We start from the raw sequence: 22,168 nt of genomic DNA, 5'->3' as shown, positions 1-22,168 counted from the left end.
GACCGGGCCCGACGCGGGTGGCTGACATGTGTGGCTGACATGTGTGGGGTGGGGCGATGTTTCACGTGAAACATCGCCCCACCCCACTTATGCGGAATGTGCGGAGCGCACCGACCGGCACCGATGGATATCGATCGATTTGATCAATTCGATCAATTCGACTAATTGGTGCCGATGCGCGCGAGCAGATCGACGATCCGGCTCTGCACATCGGTGCTGGTGGACCGTTCGGCGAGGAACAGCACCGTCTCGCCGGAGGCGAGCCTCGGCAGGTCGGCCTGGTCGACGGCGGCGGTGTAGACGACCAGCGGGGTGCGGTTCAACTGTCCGTTCGCCCGCAGCCAGTCCACGATTCCGGCCCTGCGACGCTTCACCTGAAGCAGGTCCATGACCACCAGGTTCGGCCGCAGCTGCGAAGCCAGCGTGACCGCGTCGGCGTCGCTCGCGGCCCGCGCTACCTGCATCCCGCGCCGCTCCAGCGTCGCCGTCAACGCGAGCGCGATCTCCGCGTGCTCCTCGATGAGCAGGACCCGCGGCGGATGCTGCTCACTGTCACGCGGGGCGAGCGCCTTCAGGAGTACGGCGGGGTCGGCACCGTACGCCGCCTCGCGCGTCGCCTGCCCCAGTCCGGCCGTGACCAGCACCGGAACCTCGGCGGCCACGGCGGCCTGACGCAGCGACTGGAGGGCGGTCCGGGTGATCGGCCCGGTCAGCGGATCGACGAACAGCGCCGCCGGGAAGGCCGCGATCTGCGCGCTGACCTCCTCGCGCGAGTTCACGATGACGGGCCGGTACCCACGGTCGCTGAGCGCCTGCTGTGTGGTGACGTCCGGCGCGGGCCACACCAGCAGCCGACGCGGGTTGTCCAGCGGCTCCGGCGGCAGCTCGTCGTCCATGGGCCGCGGCTGCGGCTGGTCGGAGACCTCGACGGCTCCGCCGGGCCCGTCGAGCGGCTCCGGCCCCTCGGCGGCGTTCTGGTCCGGCGCTCCTATGGCGTACGAGCGCCCGGCCCCATCGGTGAATCCGGGCAGCCGGGGAGTGCCGGGCGCGAGCTGAGTCTGCCCGGCGAGGGAGGGCTGCGTGGGCAACGACACCTGGGCGGGTGGTGCCTGCCCGGCGAGGGAGGGCTGCCCCGGCAGGGGACCCTGGCCGGCCAGGGAGGGCTGGCCCGGGACGGGTGCGGCGGGGGCGGCCTGGCCTGTCTGCGGGTGGGGGCGGCCCGTCGTCTCCGGCTGGCCGGCGGGCTCGGGGCGTGTACCGAGTTTGCGGCGACGACCGGAGCCGTTCGAGCCGTTGGTGCCGTGCGGAGGCGTCGCGGCCTGCGGCTGGCCCGGTGTCTGGACCTGCGCCGCCTGCCGGCTGAACGGCACTCCCTGCCCGAGCGTCCGCACGCTGATCGCCCGACCCTGCGTCGAGTTCGGGTCGACCGACGCGGCGGCGGCCTCGGCGGGCAACGCCTGCCCGACCCGGGACTGCGCGCCCCGCTCGGGAGGCAGGGGGGTGGCCGCCGCCTGGGGTACGGGGGCGGCGGCAGGAGCAGCGGCCGGGTTGTTCGGGTTCGGCGCTACGGCGGTGCCGGCGTCCGGGGTCTCGTCGTCGGTCGTGGGCCAGGGCTGGGGCTGGGCAGCGAGGGCGGCCTGGGCGGGGATGGCCTGGCCCGGGGCGAGACCCTGGGCGAGGGCGGCCTGGGACGCCGTACCCTGCGCCGGGACCTGCTGGGGATGGGCCTGGGGAACGGGCTGGGGGGTCTGTTGGGGAACCTGCTGGCCCTGGATGCCCTGTGCCGGAACGGGCTGACCGGGAAGAGGCTGACCGGCGACGGGCTGTGCCACCGGCTGTCCGAGCACCGGTTGCGCGGGAAGCCCCTGAGCGGGAACTGCCTGTCCGGGCATGGGCTGTCCGACCTGGGCGGCCTGCGCGAGCTGCGCGTTCTGCGCGGCGGGAACACCCTGGCCGGGCATGCCCTGACCCTGCCCCTGACCCGGTACGCCGCCCTGTGGACCGACGGCGGCCTGGGCGGCCATCGCCTGTACGGGAGCCGCCTGCACGGGCACGGCCTGGCCGGGAATCCCGCCCGGAGGCACGGTCCCCGGCTGCTCCGGAGCCTGGCGCGCACGCCGCCGACCGGTCGGAGCGGAGGTCGGGTGAGGCTGGGGCGGGGTGTGGTCGTCGTCGGGATCGTGCATGAGCCCGTCATGACGGCCGGCGTCGTCGAACCGGTCGTCCACCGGCCCGGCGGCCACCGCGGCGGCGCCTTCGTCCGTTCGGTCGGCCTCGGCCGGAGGCAGGGCGAATACCGGGCGGGGGCCCGCCTCCTGCGCACCGGCACGCTCGGCCGCTGCCGCCAGGGCTCGGCGTCGGCGCCCTGTGGGCTGCCCGTCCCCGCTGTCGTCGGCGGCGCCCTCCGCACCGGCGGCCCCGGAAGGAGCCGCGGGCAGAGCGGGCGGCAACGCGTGCTGCTCGCCTCCGCCGCGCCGACCCGGAGCGCCGGGCACGCCCTGCGGCGGCACCGTCCCGCCCAGGCCGGTCCCGGTGGCAGCGGTGCCGGCGCCGTGCTCGCCCGCCAGGACGACGGCTCCGGTGGAGACACCGCCGGCGCCGTTCGCGTCGCCCGCGTCGGCGGGGCTGTGCCGCCCGCGCCGACGCCCAGTGCCGCCGTCCCCGTCGGACGGCTGCGCCTGGGGCTGAGGCTGGCCCTGGGGAGCGGGCGCCGAAGCCATGGAGGCATCCTCGGCCGCCCGCCTACGGCGCCGCCCGGTGGGCGCGACCGCCTCGTTGCCGGAGTCACCGGACTCGGTATCGGCCTCCCCCTCGGGCGCGACTTCCGGTACGTCTGCCTCCAGGAAGGCGTCCACGGAGGACCGCCTCGCCCGCCGCCGCCCGCTGACACCGCCGTTGCCGTTGCTGTCGCCGCCGTCCGACGCCTGCCCGGGCACGGCCAGCTCGGCGCCGACGCCCGCCTGCGGGACCCCGGCCGCGGCCTCGGCCACCACCGCGCCCGCCCCGCCCCCGATGGGCACCTCAAGCACGTACGCACTGCCGCTCATGCCCGGCACCTCGTGCGTCTGGAGCACTCCGCCGTGAGCGCGCACGATCCCGCGCACGATCGGCTCGTGCACCGGGTCTCCCCCGGTGTACGGCCCGCGCACCTCGATCCGTACGACCTCACCGCGCTGCGCGGCGGCCACGACGACCGTGTTGTCCATGTAACCGCCGGCGGAGGCGGGCGAGTTTCCGGTCGCGTCGACGCCGGCGACGTCCGCGACGAGGTGCGCCAGGGCGGTGGCGAGTCGCTGCGGGTCGACCTCGGCCTCGATGGGCGGCGCGTGCACGGCGAACTGGACGCGTCCGGGCCCGATCAGTTCGACGGCCCCGTCGACCCCGGCGGCGACGACCGCGTCGAGCATCACCTTCGTACGGGTGATGGAGTCGACTCCGGTGTCGAGCCGCTGGTAGGAGAGGACGTTGTCGACCAATGTGGTGATGCGCGAGTAACCGGCCGACAGATGGTGCAGCACCTGGTTGGCCTCGGGCCACAGCTGCCCGGCGTCGTCGGCGGCGAGGGTGGCCAGTTCGCGGCGCAGCTCGTCGAGGGGTCCGCGCAGCGACCGTCCGAGCAGCACGAGCAGCTGCTCCTGCCGGCCGGCCAGGGCCTCGTACCGGTCCTTCTCGCGCTCCGCGAGGGCCGCGTACCGGTCCTCACCCGCGGCGAGTTCCTCCTCGTGCTCCTCGCGCAGCTGCTCGATCTCGGCGACGTGCTGCTGGCGCAGGGCGGTGAGCTCGGAGGCGTGCTCCTCGGCGACCCGCTCCAGCTCCTCCTCGTGCAGCTTGTCGGCGGCGACCTTCTCCTCGGCCAGGGCGTCGTACGGACGCCGGTCGGTGAAGGTCATCACGGCGCCGACGAGCTGGTCGCCGTCCCGCACGGGCGCGGTCGTCAGATCGACGGAGACCGGGTCCCCGCTCTTGGACCACAGCACCTGCCCGCGCACCCGGTGCTTGCGCCCGGACCGCAGCGTGTCGGCGAGCGGCGACTCGCCGTACGGGAAGGGCTCGCCGTCGGCACGCGAGTGCAGGACGAGCGTGTGGAGCTCGCGCCCGCCGAGATCGCTGGCGCGGTAGCCGAGTATCTGGGCGGCGGCCGGGTTGACGAGAACAACCCGGCCCTCGGTGTCCGTCCCGACGACCCCTTCGGCGGCGGCACGCAGGATCATCTCGGTCTGACGTTGCGAACGCGCGAGTTCGGCCTCGGTGTCGACGGTGCCCGAAAGGTCCCGTACGACGAGCATGAGCAGCTCGTCGTTGGTGTATCCGTAGCTGTCGTACGCCTGCTGGCCGTTCTCGAGATTCGCACTGGTGACCTCGACGGGGAACTCGCTGCCGTCCGTCCGCCGGGCGATCATCCGGGTCGGCTTGGTCTGGCCGTGCGGGTCCATGGAATCGGGGCGCCGCATGGTGCCGGGGATCAGCCGCGAGTCGAACTCCGGCAGCAGATCGAGCAGCCCGCGCCCGACGAGGGCGGTGCCCGGCGTCTCGAAGGCGCCGAGGGCGATCGTGTTGGCGTTGACGACGGTCCCATTGGCGTTGACCAGCACCAACGCATCGGGCAGCGCGTCGAGTATGGCTGCGAGGCGAGCAGCGCCTCGGGATGGCCTGCTGCTCACGAGACGCTTCCTCCCTGTTACCGCACCTTGCCTACCGCGGACGCCATCTTGCCTACCGGCCCGCAACGTGTCACGCGAGGGAGTCTAAGGGCAGTGGTTGCGCTCGCGATGCCGGATGAGAGGGAGGTCGCACGACGAAGTGACAGAGAGGCTGTGACGGCACCCTTCACGCCACTTGTGCGCTACGGGGCTCCTGTGACTGTGTTGTGGGGCCCCTCGGGAGCCCTGCCGCGCCGGTCAGGAGCCTGGTCGGGGAGCCCGGCGGGGGCTCAGCGAAGATCGGGCAGCAGGGGTACGAGCCGGTCCCAGCGGGCCATCTGGCACCCGTTGCTGCGGTCGAACGTGGCATCGACGGGACGCCCGGCCCAGGTGCCGGTCACGTGTGCGGTAGCCGCACCCCCGTACATCATCGTGCAGACGCTGTCGGGGGACACGGGGGCGAACGGATCCTTCCCCCACCGCGCCCCCCGGTCGAGCGACCCACAGGCCCCGTCGACGTCGGGATGACTTCCGCCCCCGGGATGACAGAGCAGCTCGAACCGCCCGTCCCCGCGCCCACCTGTGCCGCGGACGGTGACGGTGAGGTGGTCGGAGGCGCGCCCCACGGGAGTGAGGAGGGGCGTGAAAGGCGCGAAGGGCGTGACGGGGCGCGTTTGGGGGCTTGCGTCGGCGTACGCGGCCATGGGCGCCGCGGAGAAGGAGGCCGCGGCGAGGGAGACGCCGGCGGTGGCGGCGAAGACGAGACGCCGGAGGGCGCCGCCGGCCCGCGCACCAGAAGGAGCGGTGGCTACGGGAGGAGTGGCGGCGGAGTACGGGGCGCGAGGGGCATGAGCGGTGACCTTGAACATGACCTGACTAACGCCTGACGCGGGAGGACGTTGCGCGCGGGCCGGGCCGACGGTCCCCGTGCAGCACAGCGGTCCATCAGGCGACACCGACAGTCACAACGGCTTTGCCCTGCGCCCCGCCTGCCTAGTACCGTGGGAGGCGATTGGTGACACCGCGCTCGTCTGTGTCATCATCTGCACGCACCACTCGCGCTCGCGCGGGAGGTTGTGCTGGAGGCGTCGCCTAGTCCGGTCTATGGCGCCGCACTGCTAATGCGGTTTGGGACTTACATCCCATCGAGGGTTCAAATCCCTCCGCCTCCGCACCTCATCCCGAAGCCCCGGTCATGACTGACCGGGGCTTCGGTCGTTCCCAGCCGCTCCAACAGGCCTCGAACGGCCGTTTCCGCAGGTCAGGCCAGGTGCGGCAAACGGATTTCACCTCACGCCGCCAGTCATGTAATGTTGTTCCCGCAACGCCAACCGGGTCGAAAACCCCGGAAGGAAGAGCAAACACAACAGAAAACACAAGCACTCGTAGCTTAACGGATAGAGCATCTGACTACGGATCAGAAGGTTGCAGGTTCGAATCCTGCCGAGTGCACAGCAGGCCAGAGGCCCCGTGGAGGAATCCACGGGGCCTCTGGTTTTTGCGTTGACGGCGGTGTTTGACGGCAACCGGACTAGCGGCGGCATTTAGTCTCGCTGGCCGTTCTGTCGACTGCCGTCTCGGGCTGCCTTCTCCCACCCGCTGTCTGTCCTGCATCGCACTCCCGTGGTGGGCGGCTGAGGTGTCTGCCGTTCACGGCCGGGGTCGTCTCTGAGTGCAAGCCGCACTGTCAGTGGGTGCCTGTAGCCTGGTGTTGCGCTCTCTCGCAAACACAATATGTAGTGGCGGATTCTCTGCGTGCTGCTACATCTTGGGGCGTGTCGCTTGCTGGTGGGTCGTCTGTGGTGCTTCACTTGATCCGCCAAACCAGAACAGGCCCCAGCTGGGGCCCAACTTGAGGTTGGGCACACGGCATGGGGCCTGATGCGTTGGTAGCGCCTTCGGACCTTATCGCCCTCCCTTGGTTCTTCCAAGATGGCCGTCCGTGTGTCCGTCCTTGGGAAAGGACGTGTCATGACCGGTCGACCCAACACCAGGGACGTGTCAAAGAGAGATGACGGATGGGCCGTGACGAAGCCCGGAGCCGAGAGGGCCAGCGCCGTGGTGCCGACCCAGGCTGAGGCGGTCTCGCGTGCCAAGGAGATCTTGGCCAACGGCGGCGGCGGAGAGCTGCGTATTCGTGGCAAGAACGGCCAGGTGCGGGAGCAGAACACGGTCCCGCCGGGCAGCGACCCGAAGAGGTCGAAGGGATGACTGCCATGGACACTTACGTGATCAACAAGGAGTTCAGCAACAAGCGGGAGGTCGAAGCCACGGGGTTCGCGACTGTCGGAGAGTTCATCGACTTCTTCGCGCATGACGGCAAAGGTGGCGTGGCCGTAACGTTGCGAATCCGAGCCACTCGGGTGGAGACCATCGATCGCATCAGCGGCTGACACACCGACAGCCCACCAAGAGGCGGAGCCCCCACCGAGTTGGTGGGGGCTCCGCTGTGCTCCTGAGTTGTGCGAACCGTGCTTCCAGTAGAGCGTCGGCTTCGCTGCTACCTGTGGGCTTCGCCCGGCTGGTTGCCTTCGTCTTCCCGCAGAGCCTCGCCCACTCGGTCGAAGGCTGAACGCTGCGAGTCGAGCCGTACGAAGGTGTAGATGTCCATGGTCACGCGGATCGAACTGTGGCCGAGCACTTCCATGATCATGCGGGCGTCGGCGCCCTGTTCGTGGAGGAGTGACGCGCAGGTGTGGCGCAGGTCGTGCAAGCGGACCTTGCGGACGCCGGCGCGGACGCACAGCGCTTCGAAGGAGCGGTTCATGTTGCGCGGCTCGATCGGTGTCCCGTTCTTCGTGGTGAAGACGAGACCGTGTCCAGTCTCCTTCCAGTTGTCCCCCGCTGCCTTCTTGTCGGCGATCTGTTGGGCACGCTGAGCGCGAAGTGCCGTCACACACTCGGCAGGCAGGGCCACGCGGCGGGCCGAGCGCTGAGTCTTCGGCGCGACGATCAGTAGTTCGCCGCCGACCCGTTGGAGCGCCTGCCGGACGGTGAGTACTCCTTCGTAGAGATCCAGGTCCGACCAGCGCAGGCCCAGCAGTTCGCCGCGCCGGAGGCCGATGCGGACCGCCAGTTCGTACGCGGCCCACAGACGGTTCTCCCGCGCCGCTGCCAGGAGCTGACGCCCTTCCTTGGCCGTGAGCGGTTCGATCTCGCGCTTCGTCCCCATGCTCAGCTCCACGTTCCGGGCCACGTTGCGCGGCAGTTCGTCTTCCCGTACGGCGTGCTGGATAGCGGCGCGCAGGATCACGAGCAGGAAGCGGACGGTCCGATCTGAGGGAAGCTTCTTGCAGCACTTGCTGAGGGCGCAGCAGCGACGCTTGTGCTCCGGGCGGTTCTTGTCCTTGCCCTGGGCGCAGCACTGGCAGGTGGCCGCCGTCTTGGTGAGGAAGGCGCGGATATCTCGGGCGGTCAGCCGGGTCAGCTTCTTCTTGCCGAACTCCGAGGTGACGTAGTTCCGGACGAGGGACTCGTAGTTGACGTATGTCGTCCGGCGGACCTTGCCCTTGGCGACGTTCGCGAGCCAGTACGCCAGGTACTCGCTCAGCGTCATCTTGCTGGTGGCTATCGGGAGGCCGCTCAGGGAGTCAGCCTTGAGCTTGGTCAGCTTCTCGTGTGCTTCTTCCCAGGTCTTGCCGTAGACGCTGCGTCGCTTGTACGTGCCGTCCGTCGTGAGCACGTACGCGCTGCCCTCCCAACGGCCGTCCTTGCGCTGGTAGATGGTGCCCTCGTTGTTGGCGTTCTTCTTCGGCTTGGCCATCAGGCGGCTTCCTGTTCGGTGCGGTGGGATACGTAGGCGTCCACGGCGGCTTCGCTGATTCGTCGGCAGCGGCCGATCTTGAACGAGGCGAGTTCGCGGGAGCGGATCAGGTCGTGGACCTTCCAGCGGCTGATGCCGAGCCGCTCGGCGACCTGGTCCACGGTGAGTACGGCCGTCGTCATGCAGGCAGTAGCCCTTCTCGCTTGAGGCGTTCGGTGTGGGCTCTGTCGTGGCGGACCTGGGCGGCGAGGAGTTCTTCGCCGGGGCGGTAGCCGCTGCTGAGGTAGGTCCACGAGGAGGCGGTGACGAGGGTGGTGTTCTCGTCGTCGACCGGAAGGCCGGCCCGGAGGCGGGCGGCTTCGGCCTGAGCTGTTCGCCAGGCACGGCGTACGTCGCGGAGTGCGCCGAGGGTGGTCGAGTAGGCGCGGGATTTGCTGGAGAAGTGGCCGCGGAAGCCGAGCATGTGCGCCCACTTCCAGAGCTTGAGGTGGGCGAACTCGGGAAGGTGGCCGAGCGCCCAGGCGGTGCGGATCATCTGCCGGGCGTGCTGCTGGACGGCGAGGTTGGTGATGGGTTCGGCTTGGCCGGTGCCGTCGCAGTCCTCGCACAGGTCGCGGAAGCCGTCGGGGCCGCGTACGTAGCCGCGTCCGGCGCAGGGGCGGCATACGAGGGTGCGGTCCACGGTGCCCGCGCCCTCGGCGTTCTTGGTGGCGTACTTGGCGACGTAACCGGCGACCTTGGCGTCCGTGAGTTCGCCGTCTCCCAGGGCCGAGATCTGATCCACCTTGAAGCGGTCGCCCCACCGGATGACGCGTTCGCCGACCGCGTCCGATTCGACGATGAGCCGGGCACGTTCGACCGCCAGGCCGACGGCCACTTGGAGAGCGTCGAAGGTGGCCCAGGGCGGTGGTGCGGTGGTGTGGCCGTCGGGACCGTCGAAGCGGACGACAGCGTGGAAGTGGACCAGGCCGCGCTGTTGGTACTCGGCGACTTTGGCGAAGGAGATGCGGAGGGCCGCGTTGAGTGCCTTCTGGGTCATGCCGAGGTGCTCGGCGAGGGCTCGGCGCAGGTAGGTGGTGAAGCGTGCCCACAGGGCCCCGGCATGGGCGTTCCACAGCACGGCGCCGCTGTAGTCGTAGCGTGCCGGGCGCAGTGGGGTGCCGAGTTCGGGAGCGTCCTGGACGTGGTTCTCACCGCAGGAGCAGGGGCGGGGCTTGCCCGCGTCGGTCGTGGGGCGGTTGTGGACGGGGCCGAAGGACGGGGCGGTGAGGGTGACGAAGGCCCGGGGGTGGTCGCGGACGGTTTCGGCGACGTTCTTGCCGCCGGACAGTCCGGCCTTGATCAGGTGGTAGGTGTCGGCGGCGTAGAGGCGGGAGCAGGCGGGGCAGCGGGAGGCGCGGCGGTTGCCGCAGGTGGTGAGGAGACGGCCGGTGGGTTCGTCCTCGGAGCGGTAGGAGCGGATCACTTGGTTGGTGGTCTGGTCGGTGGTGATGGTCCAGCCGTGCAGGTTGACCGGGCTGGTGCAGCCTCGAAGGTCGCGGACCTGCTCGGTGACTCGGTCGAAGTCGTCGGTGTTGGCCAGTTCGACCAGGTCCCGCAGGCCGGGGCTGATGACGTGGCGCAGGTCGAGGGGGCGGCGCATGGGTGGCGAGGTGTCCCTTCTGGCACGAGGGTGGGCCCTGCGGGCAGCAGCGATTCAGTGCGCTCGGGCTGCTGCCCGCAGGCATGGCAAGGCGGGCCCAGGGGCGGGCGGCGGTGGGAAGTGCCGGAGAGGCCGGCGGAAGGGTGTGGCCCTACAGAGCGGCGTGAAGCGCGGTGGCCATCGGCAGGCCGATCCCGAGTCGCGTCTTGAGCTGGGCCACCGTGATCGGTTCGCCGTGCTCGGTGCGGTGGGACGTGGCGATGGAGCGTGCTTCGGTCAGCAGCGGCTCAGGCACCTTGACCGCAGGCGAGGCAGGAGCCGGGGCCACGTGAGGAGCGGCGGGGGCCGGTGCGGGGGCCGGAATGGTGAGAGGCACCGCAAGGCGGGATACGTCAGAGCCCGTCTCAGGCTCTGACTCGATCTCGTCCGGCAGGGAAGCCGGTATGGCGGGGCGCGCAACGGTGTGGAAGGCGCGGAGGAGTTGCGGGCCGACGGAGCCCCAGCCGAGGAGGAGTAGCGGGGCCACCGCGTCGACGGCGGCGCGGCCGTAGTGTCCGGTGACGATCGGTTCGGCGACGTTGAGGGCGAGGGTCAGTAGTCCGGAGAAGTGCATGAGGCGGGTCGCGGCCGTCATCTGTTCGGCCGGAAGGCCGCGCAGGGAGAGGTAGCGAAGTGCGACCAGGAGGCCGACCACGGACAGGTCCACCATTGGGGCGATGAGCGGTGCGATCGGGCCGGGGACGCCGAGGCGGAGCGCGAGGGACCAGACGTTGCCGAAGGAGAAGACGAACGCCAGCGCGGCAATGACGATCATGACGGCGGTGATCGTGCGCTGGGTGATCCGGTCTTCTGTCATGAGTTTTCACCCCCTCTCCTGAGGTGTCGGGAACGTGCGAGGCGGTGGGGCGACCGGCTCAGGCGTCGAGTTTCGTGAGATCCACGTCCGTCGTGCGAGGGCCGATAAAGGCTGCCAGCAGGGTTGACGGGTCGATGGTGAGGTTCGCTGTCTCTTCGGCGATGCGAGCCGCTTCCGCGTCGGGTACGTAGGGCGTACGAATGCGGGTGAAGCCGGGTTGCGACTGGTGGTTCATCGACGCGACGCCGACGTAGGTGGGGTCCTGGAGGTTGATGGGGTTGGCGTCCGGCCATTCCCGGATCTCGTCACCGAGAGCGGCCACGGCGGCTTCGGCGGTCTTCTGGGCGAAGCTCAGGCCCACGGGGCACACGTCGCGGATGAAGGTGGGTATCGCGTCGCCCGTGGACTTCTGAGTGGTGAGGATGACGAGCAGTCCCACGGACCGGCCCTTCTTCACCAGGTCTTCCACGAGCCGGGCGTTCTCGGCGGCGAGCGCGGCCAGCTTCTTCGTCTGTTGGTCGCTTCCCTTGTGGTCGCGGAAGTAGGTGTGCGCTTCGTCGACGATCAGCACGACCAGGGGCCAGCTCTCGGAAGGTCCGATGTCCCACATGGACTTCACCCCGAGTACCTGGCGCACCGATGCCGACCGGGCGCGGCGCAGCTCCACGAGTTGCCGGAACAGCTTGTTGGCCTCTTCCAGGTCATCGCCCACGAAGGCGAACATGCGCTTGACCCAGTCCGCGTAGTCACCTTCGTACGCAGCCGACACCTTGCCGTCCGCGCAGGCGAACTGCACTGCGGGCGAGGGTGCCCAGTCGGCGAGGAGCCGGTTGATCAGGCTGGTCTTGCCGAAGCCGGGAAGGCCGGCCACGGTCACGCCGGGCACCTGCGTGAGGTTCACGGATACGGGTTGCGCGTACTCGTCCAGGCCCAGATCCCACTGGGCTGTCTCCTCCGGTGGTTCACCCGTGGGGTGGTGCTCGGTGGGGAACTTCAGTGGGTCCAGTCGCACACCCCGGATGAGGACCTGCCCAGGCTTGTCCTGGGTGACCGCGACCCGTGTGCAACGCCAGGCGTCTGCGAGGTGTGGGCCCGCCTTCTGGAATTGCTGGAGACCGACGCCGGGGAGGCACTGTGCCCGCGCGATCACGCCATACGCGTCGTGCTTCACCTTCAGGGCGGGAATTAGGACGCGCGGTTTGATGGGCTTGCCGTTCGCGGTCGCCAGTGACGCCAGCGCGGTCGGGGTCTTGTCGGTGGCCGACAGCTTGAGCATCGGCGCGAGCCGCTTCCAGCCCCACCGCACGCGTATGGCCTGCCGTATGGACTGGCGGGTCATGGCATCGGCGCGAACGTAGCGGACTATCCACCAGGCCGCCCATCCGGCGAGCATGGCGAGCGCCAGGGCGACGACGAGCGGGACTTGACCGAAGATCCCCTGCGCCGGGGCGTTCGGATCCTTCATCTGTGACTCTCCAGCGGGTTGTAGAGGAAGGCCGTGAGGGCCGATTCGAGGGCCGCCCGATCCGCCGATGCGTCGAGGCGGGGGAAGCCGTAGGCGACGAGCAGGGCCGCCACCGAGGTCACGAGTGATTCGGTGAACTGGGCACCCGGCACGGCGTGAGGCAGCGGGTAGCTGCGCTCAGCGCCGGACCGGAAAGCGGTGCCGCTCACGCCGCCTCAGCGGCCGGGGCCACCAGGTCAAGTCGGCCCGCGCGGTAGGCGATGCCGTCCGAGAGCGAGCCGTTGAAGATGCGCGCCCACGGAGTGGCGAACAGCTCCACCGGCATGACCGGGACACCGGGCCGGAGCCCGTTGGGCAGACCGGTTTCCGGAACGGTGATCTTCAGAGCCTCGGCACGGTCCTCCTCCATGAAGAAGAGGGTGATCGTGTAGAGCTTCGCGCCGGTCTCACGGTCGGTGGCGAACTGCGTCTTCTCCTGGTCCGCGTACTTCGGCACCGGCAGGGTGCCGACCATGAACGAAGAGGTGGGAAGCAGGCCAACACGGATGCGTGCCATGGGAGTTGATTCCTCTCGACTGCGCTCCACCGGGGCGGTGGCGCGTGCTCTCCATTGAACATAGCAGACCTAGCAGAGTCAAGTGAATCAGGTGAGCTAGCTATCAACTGACATAGGCCACCTATGTCAGTGGGGTGTGCTAGGGGTGCTAAGAATCGCTACTCTTGGGCCATGAGCCCCGCGCCAGAGAGCAAGCAGGACCGCCGGCCGCCGTATCAGCACGCTGCCGACGAGATTCGGCGCGACATCTTGCAGGGGCGGATCAAGCCGGGCGAGCAGATGCCGTCCATCCGCGAGCTACAGGAACGCTTCGGCGTGGCCAACATGACCGCGAGGTCCGCGCTCAACGTGCTGCGGGACGAAGGCCTGATCTACACGATCCACGGTCGGGGCAGCTTCGTCGCAGACCACAACGCCGGCGGGGAGTCCTCGGCGAACTACACCGCTCCGGTTTGGTACTTGGCGAACAGGGACGAGAAGCAGGGCCAGGCCGAGCCGGGCGAGGGTGGCCCCGACGACACCGAAGCTGCCGCAGACGCCGGGACCACCCTTACCGAAGTACTCACCGCACTACGTGACGAGATCCGTGCCCTCAGCGCTGATCATCAGGAACTGCGGCGCGAGGTCGAGGAGCTGAAGGCAGCTCAGCAGCCGAAGCCGTAGTCCTGAGCTGGGCCACTTCCTCTCGCAACTCCCTGGTCTCCCTACTGAGGCGGACGACCATGGCCCGCATCTCCTCGATCAGCGCGACTACTTGATCCGTGTCCCCGACCTGAATGCTGGTCGACCCCATTTCGTTGTCCGGTATGTGCTCGGTCATCGCTCTCCGCTTGCCGCCGTGCCGTCATTCCGTGCCGCACTTGCTCGAACCGCCGAAGGCTTGCCCACGGCATCCGTGCCTCTCCCAGGTTGATCGACTGCTGCCCAGCGTGCTGTTCAGAGTTTCTTTACTGGATCAAGGCGGCCCGCCTACGGCGTGCCGCGCGCGCTGGCGGCCACGGGCCGCCGCCGCTCCCTGTCTCCGCCACCGCTGCGGCGGCCCCCGGCCACTCAGCGCGCAGCACCGCCAAGGCAGACAGCCAGGCCAGGAAGCAACTCGCCCAGCCCGAGCACCAGGACCACGACCAGGAGCAGGCTGAGCCCGAGCGCGCCCCACCCCGCCGTCCGGGTGACCGTCATTTCGAAACCGAGAAGCGTGGCTGATGCCGGTACGGGGTTGCTGGAGGCATACGTGACGGGTGCCTGTTCGGCGCACTCGCCGTCTTGGCTCACTTTCGGTGGCGCAGGTCAGAACTGGGCTTCCAATGACCGCCTTCAATCGCCGTCCTCTCCAACTCAACAACAACTGACGGGGGTTGACGCCGCACCCGAATCCGAGCACGCCGACCGCCCCGGTACCATCGGCACCGGGGTCCTGATCAGGGCTTCCACGACCGGACCACCCGGAATGCTGTCCAGGCTGAGGGGTGGTCCGGTCTTTTGTTGTTGACGTCCGCGCACTGCTGACGCGAGGCGGACCGGGTTTTCGGGATCAGGTCAGGGCTTTGACCACCTCGGGGATAGTGGGGCGATCCCCCGGTGCATGACTGAGCATCGCGTCGACCAATTCGCCCAGTTCACCGGGCACTTTCACGGGCCGACGTCGGCCGTTGGCCACCGCCTCGCGCTGCACGGGGCGCGGAGCGTCGTCCGGGTACTCGACCGCCCGCCAACCCGTGGCGGAGATGAGCAGCGAGGCCCCGAGCGCGTAGACGTCGGCCGCCGGTGTCGGCTCCGCTTCCCCGGTGTCGAGCACACTGCGCGCGATCTCCGGTGCTTCGTAGTGGACGAGGCAGCCGCGGAACGGGAAGTCGTGCCCGTCGGGTACATGGCCGCCACGGGCAAGGGCGAGGTCGATGAGGTGTGTTCGTTCCGGCCCGATGATGAAGTGGGCGGGCTGCACGTCGCCATGTGCCCAGCCCTTGGCGTGGAGTTCGGCCAGCGCCTCGACGCATTCCAGCGCCTCGCTGGTGTCCGGTGCGATGGACGAATCTTTCCTACGGCAGCGCTCCCACAGCCGGTACAGGTCCGGCCCTTCGTGCCACGGCTGGTAGTTCCACGTGCCGTGCTCCCATTCGCCGTACGCGATCCCCTCGACGCCAAGGCGAAGCAGAACGGCACCCTCACGCGCGGGCGCGAGCGCGGTCCAAGGTTGGGCAGGCCAGTCGGCCGTAGCCTCGATCGGATAACCGATCTTCACGGCGTAGTGGCCCCGGTGGCTCTCCACCTCCCACACCGTGGAGCCCCGACGGTTGATGACCATGCGCTGAGTCGTGGGCATGAGTGCGTCGAGCACCACGATCGGCAGTTCAGGGGTTGAGCCCGGCAACGTCTCTTCTCCTTCCAGGCGAGCGCGGCCGACCACGAGTTCGGGCCGGCCGCGTCGCTGTTGTCGTGTGCTACGCCTGACCGTACGGTCGGCCGCAGTCCGAGTCGCACTGCGCGAGATTCACGCCGTTCACGGTCCACAGGTCGTCGAAGACCATGAACCCGCCCGCCTTGATGGCGCGTGCCGAGGCGGCGACCATCTCCGGGTCGCGTGCACCTCCACCCGGCTTCGGGTTGTGGTGCAGAAAGCGACCCGCGTACTGCTCGCACAGCGCGGCGTACTCCTTCGTATGCAGGATGAGCGCGTGGAGGCCGAGGTCCACGTCATCGGACGGGACCATGGGAACGGTGGCGGTGGCCGCCGTGACCAGGAACGCAACCGCCTGGTCCGCGATCCGCTCCGCGCGCTCGGTCGACTGCCCGTTGTGGATGACCACGAAGTGGGCGAGGCTCTCGAACAATTCCTCACCAGCCACCGCGCGACCGGTCCGCTGATCGTTCGCCGTTGCCGTCATGTGCAATCTCCCGGTGTGAGGTGGTGCGTGGCACGGGCATGCCGTCCTGGTCGCCGAGCTGGGCTCTAGCAGACGATCAGGGGGCAGGTTTGGAAGGGCCGGCCCCGGACGGGGACGGGGGAGCCGTGAACTGGCACCTGTCCGGGGCGGCCGGTCTACTGGCGGATACCGAGAGCCGCGCCGATCACCAGGCCGCACGAACCGCTGATGCAGATGATGAAAAGGACTCCCGCGTACCGGCCGATGGCGCGCATCACAACCCACCCAGACTGTTGCCGTTCTTGATGGTCAGACGTGCGCTCAGTTCCTCTCGCGCACTGAGTGCCACCACGTCGTCCGGAATGGCATCCCACTCCAGGCCGCCACGGATCGGCCGCATCTGCACACGGCCCCCGCACTTGCCCATGACGACGCCGATGCGGTCCCTGTTGCTGTCCTTGGCCAGTTCACCGATGCCTGGTCTGGTCTGCTGATTGCTCGCCATGCACACGAGCATCGCGAACCGGGTACCCCCGCCAAAAGGTCAGGCTGATTACCCAACTTGGGTAACATCGCGGGAAGTAGAGAATCAGCGACGTTGTGTAGCCCTCGCAGTGTGGGAGCTTGCCCGATGCCCGACGCCGACCGGCCGCAGGAACTGCCTGCCAGGCTGCTCACCGATCCCGAGATGATCAACGCGTGCCGGGTACGGGACTTCGGCAGAGTCTTCCGGCTGGTCAAGACCAAGGCGGGCATCTACCCGTCGAAGATCGCCAGGCGATGCGAGCTGACACCCAGCCGAGTCGGCGAAGTGATCGCTGGGCAACGTCAGTTGCTCCACATGGACGTCGTCGAACGCATCGCGGACGGCTTGCGCATCCCAGGACACATGCTCGGACTTGCCCGTCGTCCCTGGGAGACGCCCCAGGCTCTCGCGGTCACCGAGCGCGAGGCACCACAGGCGCCGGAGCCAGCACAGCCGACCCCCGCGTCTCTGCCGGGGCCGGATGTGGACAGCATCCTGGCTCTCGCCACACGAACGAGCCTCAGCACAGCCACACTTGCAGCGTTCCGATCCTCCATCGAGGACTACTGGCGACGGGACGACCAGCACGGCGGCGAGGCTCTGAGGCCGGCCATCGTCGGTCAGCTCCGGCATGTCGTGGGCCTGTTGAAGGAGACCCGACCGCCGTCCATCCAGAACGGCCTGTACGGAATCGCGGCCGAGTTGGCGCGCCTCACCGGCTGGACCTACTTCGACGCCCGCCAGTACAACCAGGCCCGCGCGTACTTCACCGAGGCCCTGCAACTGGCCAAGGAAATCGACGACCGTCAGTTCATGGCCAACGTCCTGGCCTGCATGAGCTTGCAGGCCACGTACCAGGACAAGCCGGGGGACTCTCTCGCACTCGTCACCGCCGCTCAGGACCAGGCCCGCCCAGCTCTCGGCACCACACCGCGCGTCATGTCGATGCTGTCCATGCGCGAGGCCTTCGCCCATGCCACCCTCGGCAACCGGGACTCCACGCACCGGGCGATCGGGGAAGCGCACCGCCACTTCGAGCAGATCGAGGCGAACGACCCGGACCCGTCGTGGGTGACCTACTTCGACGAGCTGAAGCTCATAGTGGACACCGGCATTGCTCACGGCCGGCTGGGGGAGGCTGCGACCGCTGAGCCCTTGATCGCGGATGCTTTGCGGCGGGAGAACAGCACCAACCAACGCGGGCGCGCGTTTCACGCTTTCTGGCTGGCTCGTACGCAGCTGGACCAAGGGAAGCTTGCCCAGGCCTGCCACACCGCCACGCAAGCGCTGGTGCCCGCGTCGGCGGTGTCCTCCGAGCGGGTGTCGGGCCATCTCCGGGAGTTCTACGAGCAGTTGGCCCCGCATAGGCGGGAGCCCGTAGCACTGGCTTTCGAGGCACGGCTACGGGAACTCCTCCCACCGGTCAGCGGATCGCTTCGTCCATGAGCACGTAGAGGAGGCCGACGAGGGATCCGCTGCTCACGATCTCGCGGCGGTCGATCATGCCGCGTACCTCGCGGAGGGGGATCCACTCGATGCGGTCGGACTCGTTCTTCTCCGTGGGCGGGCCGTCGTAGGTCGCGCCGTCCGCGCGGAAGACGTGGTGCTGTGAGTCGGTGATCCCGTTGGCCGGCTCGGCGTAGATCAGGGGCTTGATGGGGCCGGGGCGCCAGCCCGTTTCCTCCAGGACTTCACGGGCCGCAGCCTCTTCAGGGGACTCGCCCTCCTCGACCAGGCCCATGGGCAACTCCCAGGCCCACGAGTCGGTGATGAAGCGGTGCCGCCACATCATCAGCACCTCCTGGCGGTCGTTGACCACGGCGGCCACGGCCAGGTGCCGGAGGCGAACGACGTGGTACTCCCACCTGCGCCCGTCAGGCTGCTGGACGTCGACCAGACACAGGTTCACCCACTTGTTCGTGTAGATCTGTCGCTCACCGTGGGTCTTCCACTCCATACCTGCGGCCCCTCTCGATCGGTCTCCAGGATCTCAGACCGAGGTGGAGGTGGGCGCACGTTCGACTCTTTTCGCGTCACTTTGACGAGATGTACTTCACGTGCTCCCTACTCCGCCTGGAGCGGCCAAACGTCAGGAGGGGGGAATGGTGGATGGAGTACACCAGAGGACATCAGCTTGGGAAGCTGTGGCACTTTGGGGCCAGTTAGTGCGTTGACCTGGGCGAACGGCTGGGCTGCGGCCTCTTCGGGCTCGACTGCTTTCACCGTGGTTCCCGTTGTTTCCCGCTCGATCTGGTGCGGTTGTGGTGCGGGGCCGACGGGCGTCGTGCCAGTGGCTACGGTCGGTCTATGCAGTGGACCACCTTGATCAGCACCATAGTTGGCGCGGCGATCGCCACAGGTTCCGCCATGCTTCTGGACCGTCAACGGTGGAAGCGGGAGCGCTTAGATCGTGAGACGCAAGCGCGTCGTGGTCAGTATGGGGACTACCTGGCCGGCCTGTCCGAGGCCCGTCACGCCTGCGGCAACATGGCTCGTGACCCGGAAATGGAACCCTCGACGCGCCGCGCCAGAGCTCGCGAAGCATTCGGGCCGTGCATCGGACTGAGGTATCAGATGACCATCAGTGCGCCCCGCCGCGTGGTAGAGGCCTCGGAGGATGCCTTCCGCCGTTTGCGCGACCTCCGCGATCTGGTGATGGAGGGAGTCTTGGTCACTGATCCCGTGTACCTGGAGGGGCGCCGAACTTATGACGACGCCCTTGCTGTGCTTCGGGCGCGCATGCGAGAAGACCTGCGCGTCAGTGAAGACGGCACTGCGCCCTGAGCTTGGGAAGCTTGGGTCTTCAGCGAGCGATTGTTGGGCTGACCTGTGGCGGAGTGGCGTTGGACCCCTGGTCGTACTTGTGGTCAGTCTCCGCTGATCCCCGTGGTTCCCCGCAGGATGTGGTACACGAGTGGCACGATCCCTCCCTCCCCCCGAGCTGCCGGGGATGCATCCCCCGACCTTGGAACGCGACGGCACTGTTTACGTGTATTCCGCAGTCCGGGGTGATGTGTCAGTTCTTCTGGCAATGCAGCGGCACGAACCTTAGCCGTAGACAGTCAGCCACGACGGTGGGTGCGTCGGCCGACCACGCACGCGTATGCCTCGCTGCACCCCCACAAGCCTCAGCCGCGCCATCGGGGCTTGCCGTCAACCACAACAAGCCGCGACGGCCGGTTCGTGACGACGAAACCGGAGCCCTCGACTGGCGTATGAGCACAGCCTTGTTCACAGTCAGCCGATCCCTCAGTGACGATTTTTACACGGAGGGTGCGCAGGGACGTGCCGTTGGACTAGCCTGTTTCCAGTTTCACCCCGATAGACGATGTATTTTGGCGTCAGCTTGCGTGAGGACAGTAGATGAAAACTATTGAGGCCGTCACGATCGAGGGCTTGTTTGGATACATCCGGCATGATGTGAAATTTTCAAAGCCTGATCCAATCACTATCATCTCCGGCCCGAACGGAATCGGCAAGACTCACTTCCTTCGCTTGCTTCATGCTGTCATTATGCTCGATCTGTCCACCTTGGCGTCTGTCGAGTTTAGAGATATCGAAGTGCGTTACGTCGATAAATGGGTGCTGAGGGTCCGTCAAACTCGCAAAGCAGGTGGAGAGATCGTCTTTAGCTTCTCGGGGAAGAGGCCGCGTATCCGTACCTATCAGCGACTGGACATCACATATGTCCACGCGGGCGGCGAGGAGCGTGAAACTCCCGAATGGACGGTGCGCCTACCCGACGGTAATTGGTATGACACTCGCTTGGAACGAGTTATGTCGCCTGATATGGCCAAGCGGTATGGCCTTCCGGCCGCTCCCTCTGCGACGGCGCAAACACGAGGGACCTGGCTTGAGGATTTCTATAAAGGTGCAAGTTCGATTCTGATCGACACGCAGCGCCTCGATAACGTTCTAAATTATCCTGCGCGGACGCAGCGTAGTAGCCAAGGTCGGCATGGGGCCGCCGCCAAGAGGATTCAGCTCTATATCGAGCAGATCTCCGCGCAGCTGTCGGATGCTCGACGGAAGTCGCTTAATGAGTCTCTAGATGCCGACCAAACTTTTGCGTCACGGGTTCTAAAGCGAACAAAGACAACAATTAATTCGCAGGACTTGCGTGAGAGATATCAGAGGATCGCTGACCAGCATGCGGAACTCCATGCGAGCGGACTTAGTGTCCGACCTGTTGACGTCCGCTTTCCCGAGGAAGAAGCGGACACAACAGAGAGGAGGATCCTGAACGTATTCCTTGATGACTGGGAACGCAAACTTAAGCCTCTCCTCCCCATTCATGAGAAGTTGAATTCACTGCGAAGGATCGTTGAATCTAAATTCGTCGGCAAGGAAGTTTATCTCAGCGAGAAGGGGCAAATTAGGTTCCGGTCGAAATTTAGCGGTAAGCCGGTGAGTGTGCAATCTTTGTCTTCGGGTGAGCAACACCTGCTAGCAGTCTTTACTATGCTTCTCTTTTCGGCGGAGCGGGGCTCCCTCGTACTGATTGACGAGCCTGAGATTTCTATGCACGCAGCATGGAAGCACTCTTTCTTGGAGGACATCGCGGAGGTGGCTCGAATTTCGGAACTCCAAATCGTTTTGGCAACACACTCAAGTGCGATTATTAAGGGTCGTTGGGATTTGGTGCAAGAGATCGAGGCACCTGATGCGGTAGAAGTCGGGCTCCCGGAAATGACTGAAAGTGACGAAGAATCGGATGGTGAAGAGTAGGTGGGGGGAAACATGTCTATGCGAGACCTGGACCGCTTGGCGGACAGAATTAGATTGCATAGACAGGGAGATAGGCGTCAGGTAGCTATCGTAGAAGGTCAATCAGATGAGCGCATTTTGAAGAGAGCGTTCGACGATGCAGAAGTCATGTATTTTCAGGCAGGGACGCGAAAAGTCGCTCTCGATGCGGCAGTTCAACTCGCCGACTGGAAGCAAGAGTACTTTATTTGTGTGGTAGATAGAGACTTTGATGATGAAGTCGCAGATTTGCACGAGCGGTATCCAACCCTTCATCCTTACGAAAATGCAGATCTGGAGGCGATGCTTGTCGTCTCAAAGGTCGGTGCTGATCTAATAGCCGAGTTTGGCAGTGTTCAGAAGATTGCTGCACGCGGTGGGATATCTGGAATTCTGGGGAAACTTTACGAGATGCTCGACCCTGTCACTCGTTTGCGGCGCGCAAATGCGGAAAATGGGTGGGGTATCAGCTTTGACGATGTCGATCTAGCTGGAAAGATCGAAAAACGGCATATGATTTTGCGATTGCAGCCTTATTGCGCTGCTCTAAGTGCCACTTCCCACGGTAGTCCTGGGCAGGCTGTTCTTTATGACTACGCTATGGGGGTCAAGTCTGTAGGTAAGTACCCGGCTTGCCCAAGGGGTTCGCAACCCTATTTTCGAGGTCGAGACTTTCTAGTGCTGCTGGGTGCAGCCCTCAGCGGGTACTGTGGATCAAGGAAGCCTCAAAGTGTTGACTTTGAAGGGCTCGCAGCTTCACTCCGGCTCGCGGGAGCCGAATACTTGCGTACAAGCCAATGGGGCGTTGATTTCTTGACGCTCCTTAACCTTTCTGAGTAACGCCATATTCGTTTTCAGTCGCGCGGCGCGGGCGTCGGCTGGGCTGGAGCGGGGCGGAGACAGGAGTGCAGGCCCGGCCGGGAGCCGGGCCGCGCGCGGGGAACGTAGCGAGCCGCCTTGAACCCGTAGAGATAGTTGTAAATCAACAGACACGGACGAGGCGCGGACGCGTATGTGCAACCTGGGCCCGACAGGGCCTCACAGGCGGCGCAAAGCAGCCGGTATGGCCGTCAAGGACCGATCCACGGAGAGCTACGGATCAGAAGGTTGCGG

The 22,168-nt window shown here is 66.9% G+C and carries 21 protein-coding genes and 2 tRNA genes; 9 read left to right on the top strand and 14 right to left on the bottom strand.

The genetic code is table 11. The features are described from left to right. Nucleotides 1–161: 161 nt before the first annotated feature. Both OG595_RS20390 and OG595_RS20385 read right to left on the bottom strand, forming a co-directional pair. Nucleotides 162–4,661 carry a PAS domain-containing hybrid sensor histidine kinase/response regulator gene (locus tag OG595_RS20390; RefSeq protein ID WP_329273892.1) on the bottom strand — a complete coding sequence of 1,500 codons (4,500 nt, stop codon included), beginning with the start codon at nucleotides 4,659–4,661 and terminating at the stop codon, nucleotides 162–164. Nucleotides 4,662–4,930: 269 nt separating this feature from the next. Beyond that, nucleotides 4,931–5,509, bottom strand: coding sequence for an SSI family serine proteinase inhibitor (locus OG595_RS20385; RefSeq protein WP_329273891.1), 579 nt, complete (start codon nucleotides 5,507–5,509; stop codon nucleotides 4,931–4,933). A gap of 212 nt (nucleotides 5,510–5,721) precedes the next feature. On the opposite strand from OG595_RS20385, the gene OG595_RS20380 reads away from it, so the two are divergent. From OG595_RS20380 to OG595_RS20365, 4 genes are all read left to right on the top strand, one after another. Beyond that, a tRNA-Ser gene (locus OG595_RS20380) sits at nucleotides 5,722–5,812 on the top strand. Nucleotides 5,813–6,019: 207 nt separating this feature from the next. Further along, a tRNA-Arg gene (locus tag OG595_RS20375) sits at nucleotides 6,020–6,092 on the top strand. A gap of 480 nt (nucleotides 6,093–6,572) precedes the next feature. Further along, nucleotides 6,573–6,851, top strand: a complete 279-nt coding sequence (locus OG595_RS20370) for a DUF2188 domain-containing protein (protein WP_329273890.1) — start codon at nucleotides 6,573–6,575, stop codon at nucleotides 6,849–6,851. Nucleotides 6,852–6,856: 5 nt separating this feature from the next. Beyond that, nucleotides 6,857–7,033, top strand: coding sequence for a hypothetical protein (locus OG595_RS20365; protein WP_329273888.1), 177 nt, complete (start codon nucleotides 6,857–6,859; stop codon nucleotides 7,031–7,033). 107 nt (nucleotides 7,034–7,140) lie between these two features. On the opposite strand, the gene OG595_RS20360 is transcribed toward OG595_RS20365, so the two are convergent. The 7 genes from OG595_RS20360 to OG595_RS20330 all read right to left on the bottom strand — a co-directional run bounded on the left by OG595_RS20360 (nucleotide 7,141) and on the right by OG595_RS20330 (nucleotide 12,922). Continuing rightward, the gene (locus tag OG595_RS20360; RefSeq protein WP_329273886.1) at nucleotides 7,141–8,403 is read right to left on the bottom strand and encodes a site-specific integrase; all 1,263 of its coding nucleotides are present in this window, start codon (nucleotides 8,401–8,403) and stop codon (nucleotides 7,141–7,143) included. After that, complete coding sequence (locus OG595_RS20355) at nucleotides 8,403–8,585, bottom strand: helix-turn-helix domain-containing protein (RefSeq protein ID WP_105970329.1); 183 nt, start codon at nucleotides 8,583–8,585, stop codon at nucleotides 8,403–8,405. Before OG595_RS20355 ends, OG595_RS20360 begins: the two co-directional genes overlap by 1 nt. Next, nucleotides 8,582–10,045 (bottom strand): replication initiator, encoded by a 1,464-nt coding sequence (locus OG595_RS20350; RefSeq protein WP_329273884.1) that lies wholly within the window; start codon nucleotides 10,043–10,045, stop codon nucleotides 8,582–8,584. Before OG595_RS20350 ends, OG595_RS20355 begins: the two co-directional genes overlap by 4 nt. Before the next feature lie 151 nt (nucleotides 10,046–10,196). After that, nucleotides 10,197–10,901 (bottom strand): DUF2637 domain-containing protein, encoded by a 705-nt coding sequence (locus OG595_RS20345; protein ID WP_329273882.1) that lies wholly within the window; start codon nucleotides 10,899–10,901, stop codon nucleotides 10,197–10,199. 58 nt (nucleotides 10,902–10,959) lie between these two features. Continuing rightward, nucleotides 10,960–12,366, bottom strand: a complete 1,407-nt coding sequence (locus tag OG595_RS20340) for a cell division protein FtsK (RefSeq protein WP_329273880.1) — start codon at nucleotides 12,364–12,366, stop codon at nucleotides 10,960–10,962. Next, on the bottom strand, nucleotides 12,363–12,575 hold the full coding sequence (locus OG595_RS20335) for a hypothetical protein (protein WP_329273879.1): 213 nt from the start codon (nucleotides 12,573–12,575) through the stop codon (nucleotides 12,363–12,365). Before OG595_RS20335 ends, OG595_RS20340 begins: the two co-directional genes overlap by 4 nt. Then, entirely contained in the window at nucleotides 12,572–12,922 is a 351-nt protein-coding gene (locus OG595_RS20330; RefSeq protein WP_006381100.1) for an SCO3933 family regulatory protein, read from the bottom strand. Before OG595_RS20330 ends, OG595_RS20335 begins: the two co-directional genes overlap by 4 nt. Nucleotides 12,923–13,093: 171 nt before the next feature. On the opposite strand from OG595_RS20330, the gene OG595_RS20325 reads away from it, so the two are divergent. Continuing rightward, the gene (locus OG595_RS20325) at nucleotides 13,094–13,585 is read left to right on the top strand and encodes a GntR family transcriptional regulator (RefSeq protein WP_329273878.1); all 492 of its coding nucleotides are present in this window, start codon (nucleotides 13,094–13,096) and stop codon (nucleotides 13,583–13,585) included. Nucleotides 13,586–13,972: 387 nt separating this feature from the next. Here the strand turns inward: OG595_RS20325 and OG595_RS20320 are convergent, their stop codons facing one another. The 4 genes from OG595_RS20320 to OG595_RS20305 all read right to left on the bottom strand — a co-directional run bounded on the left by OG595_RS20320 (nucleotide 13,973) and on the right by OG595_RS20305 (nucleotide 16,300). Continuing rightward, nucleotides 13,973–14,194, bottom strand: coding sequence for a hypothetical protein (locus tag OG595_RS20320; protein ID WP_329273877.1), 222 nt, complete (start codon nucleotides 14,192–14,194; stop codon nucleotides 13,973–13,975). Between the two features lie 259 nt (nucleotides 14,195–14,453). Further along, nucleotides 14,454–15,290: a protein kinase domain-containing protein gene (locus OG595_RS20315; RefSeq protein WP_329273876.1), complete on the bottom strand. Its 837-nt coding sequence runs from the start codon at nucleotides 15,288–15,290 to the stop codon at nucleotides 14,454–14,456. A 70-nt stretch (nucleotides 15,291–15,360) separates the two neighbouring features. Continuing rightward, nucleotides 15,361–15,804, bottom strand: a complete 444-nt coding sequence (locus tag OG595_RS20310; protein WP_329273875.1) for a glycine-rich domain-containing protein — start codon at nucleotides 15,802–15,804, stop codon at nucleotides 15,361–15,363. Nucleotides 15,805–16,057: 253 nt separating this feature from the next. Further along, complete coding sequence (locus OG595_RS20305) at nucleotides 16,058–16,300, bottom strand: hypothetical protein (protein ID WP_329273874.1); 243 nt, start codon at nucleotides 16,298–16,300, stop codon at nucleotides 16,058–16,060. 114 nt (nucleotides 16,301–16,414) lie between these two features. On the opposite strand from OG595_RS20305, the gene OG595_RS20300 reads away from it, so the two are divergent. Further along, nucleotides 16,415–17,755: a helix-turn-helix domain-containing protein gene (locus OG595_RS20300; RefSeq protein WP_329273873.1), complete on the top strand. Its 1,341-nt coding sequence runs from the start codon at nucleotides 16,415–16,417 to the stop codon at nucleotides 17,753–17,755. On the opposite strand, the gene OG595_RS20295 is transcribed toward OG595_RS20300, so the two are convergent. Beyond that, on the bottom strand, nucleotides 17,733–18,266 hold the full coding sequence (locus OG595_RS20295; protein ID WP_329273872.1) for an NUDIX hydrolase: 534 nt from the start codon (nucleotides 18,264–18,266) through the stop codon (nucleotides 17,733–17,735). The genes OG595_RS20300 and OG595_RS20295 overlap by 23 nt on opposite strands. Before the next feature lie 350 nt (nucleotides 18,267–18,616). Between OG595_RS20295 and OG595_RS20290 the strand changes: the two genes are divergently transcribed. The 3 genes from OG595_RS20290 (at nucleotide 18,617) to OG595_RS20280 (ending at nucleotide 21,895) form a co-directional block, all read left to right on the top strand. Further along, on the top strand, nucleotides 18,617–19,093 hold the full coding sequence (locus tag OG595_RS20290) for a hypothetical protein (protein WP_329273871.1): 477 nt from the start codon (nucleotides 18,617–18,619) through the stop codon (nucleotides 19,091–19,093). A gap of 579 nt (nucleotides 19,094–19,672) precedes the next feature. Beyond that, nucleotides 19,673–21,037, top strand: coding sequence for an AAA family ATPase (locus tag OG595_RS20285; protein WP_329273870.1), 1,365 nt, complete (start codon nucleotides 19,673–19,675; stop codon nucleotides 21,035–21,037). 18 nt (nucleotides 21,038–21,055) lie between these two features. Continuing rightward, nucleotides 21,056–21,895, top strand: coding sequence for a DUF4435 domain-containing protein (locus OG595_RS20280; protein WP_329273869.1), 840 nt, complete (start codon nucleotides 21,056–21,058; stop codon nucleotides 21,893–21,895). The last annotated feature ends 273 nt before the right edge of the window (nucleotides 21,896–22,168 follow it).

The sequence above is a fragment of the Streptomyces sp. NBC_01451 genome (genome assembly GCF_036227485.1).
In the GTDB taxonomy this organism is placed as follows: domain Bacteria; phylum Actinomycetota; class Actinomycetes; order Streptomycetales; family Streptomycetaceae; genus Streptomyces.
The sequence above is the reverse complement of the archived record's forward strand: the minus strand, read 5'-3'. Positions and strand labels throughout refer to the sequence as shown.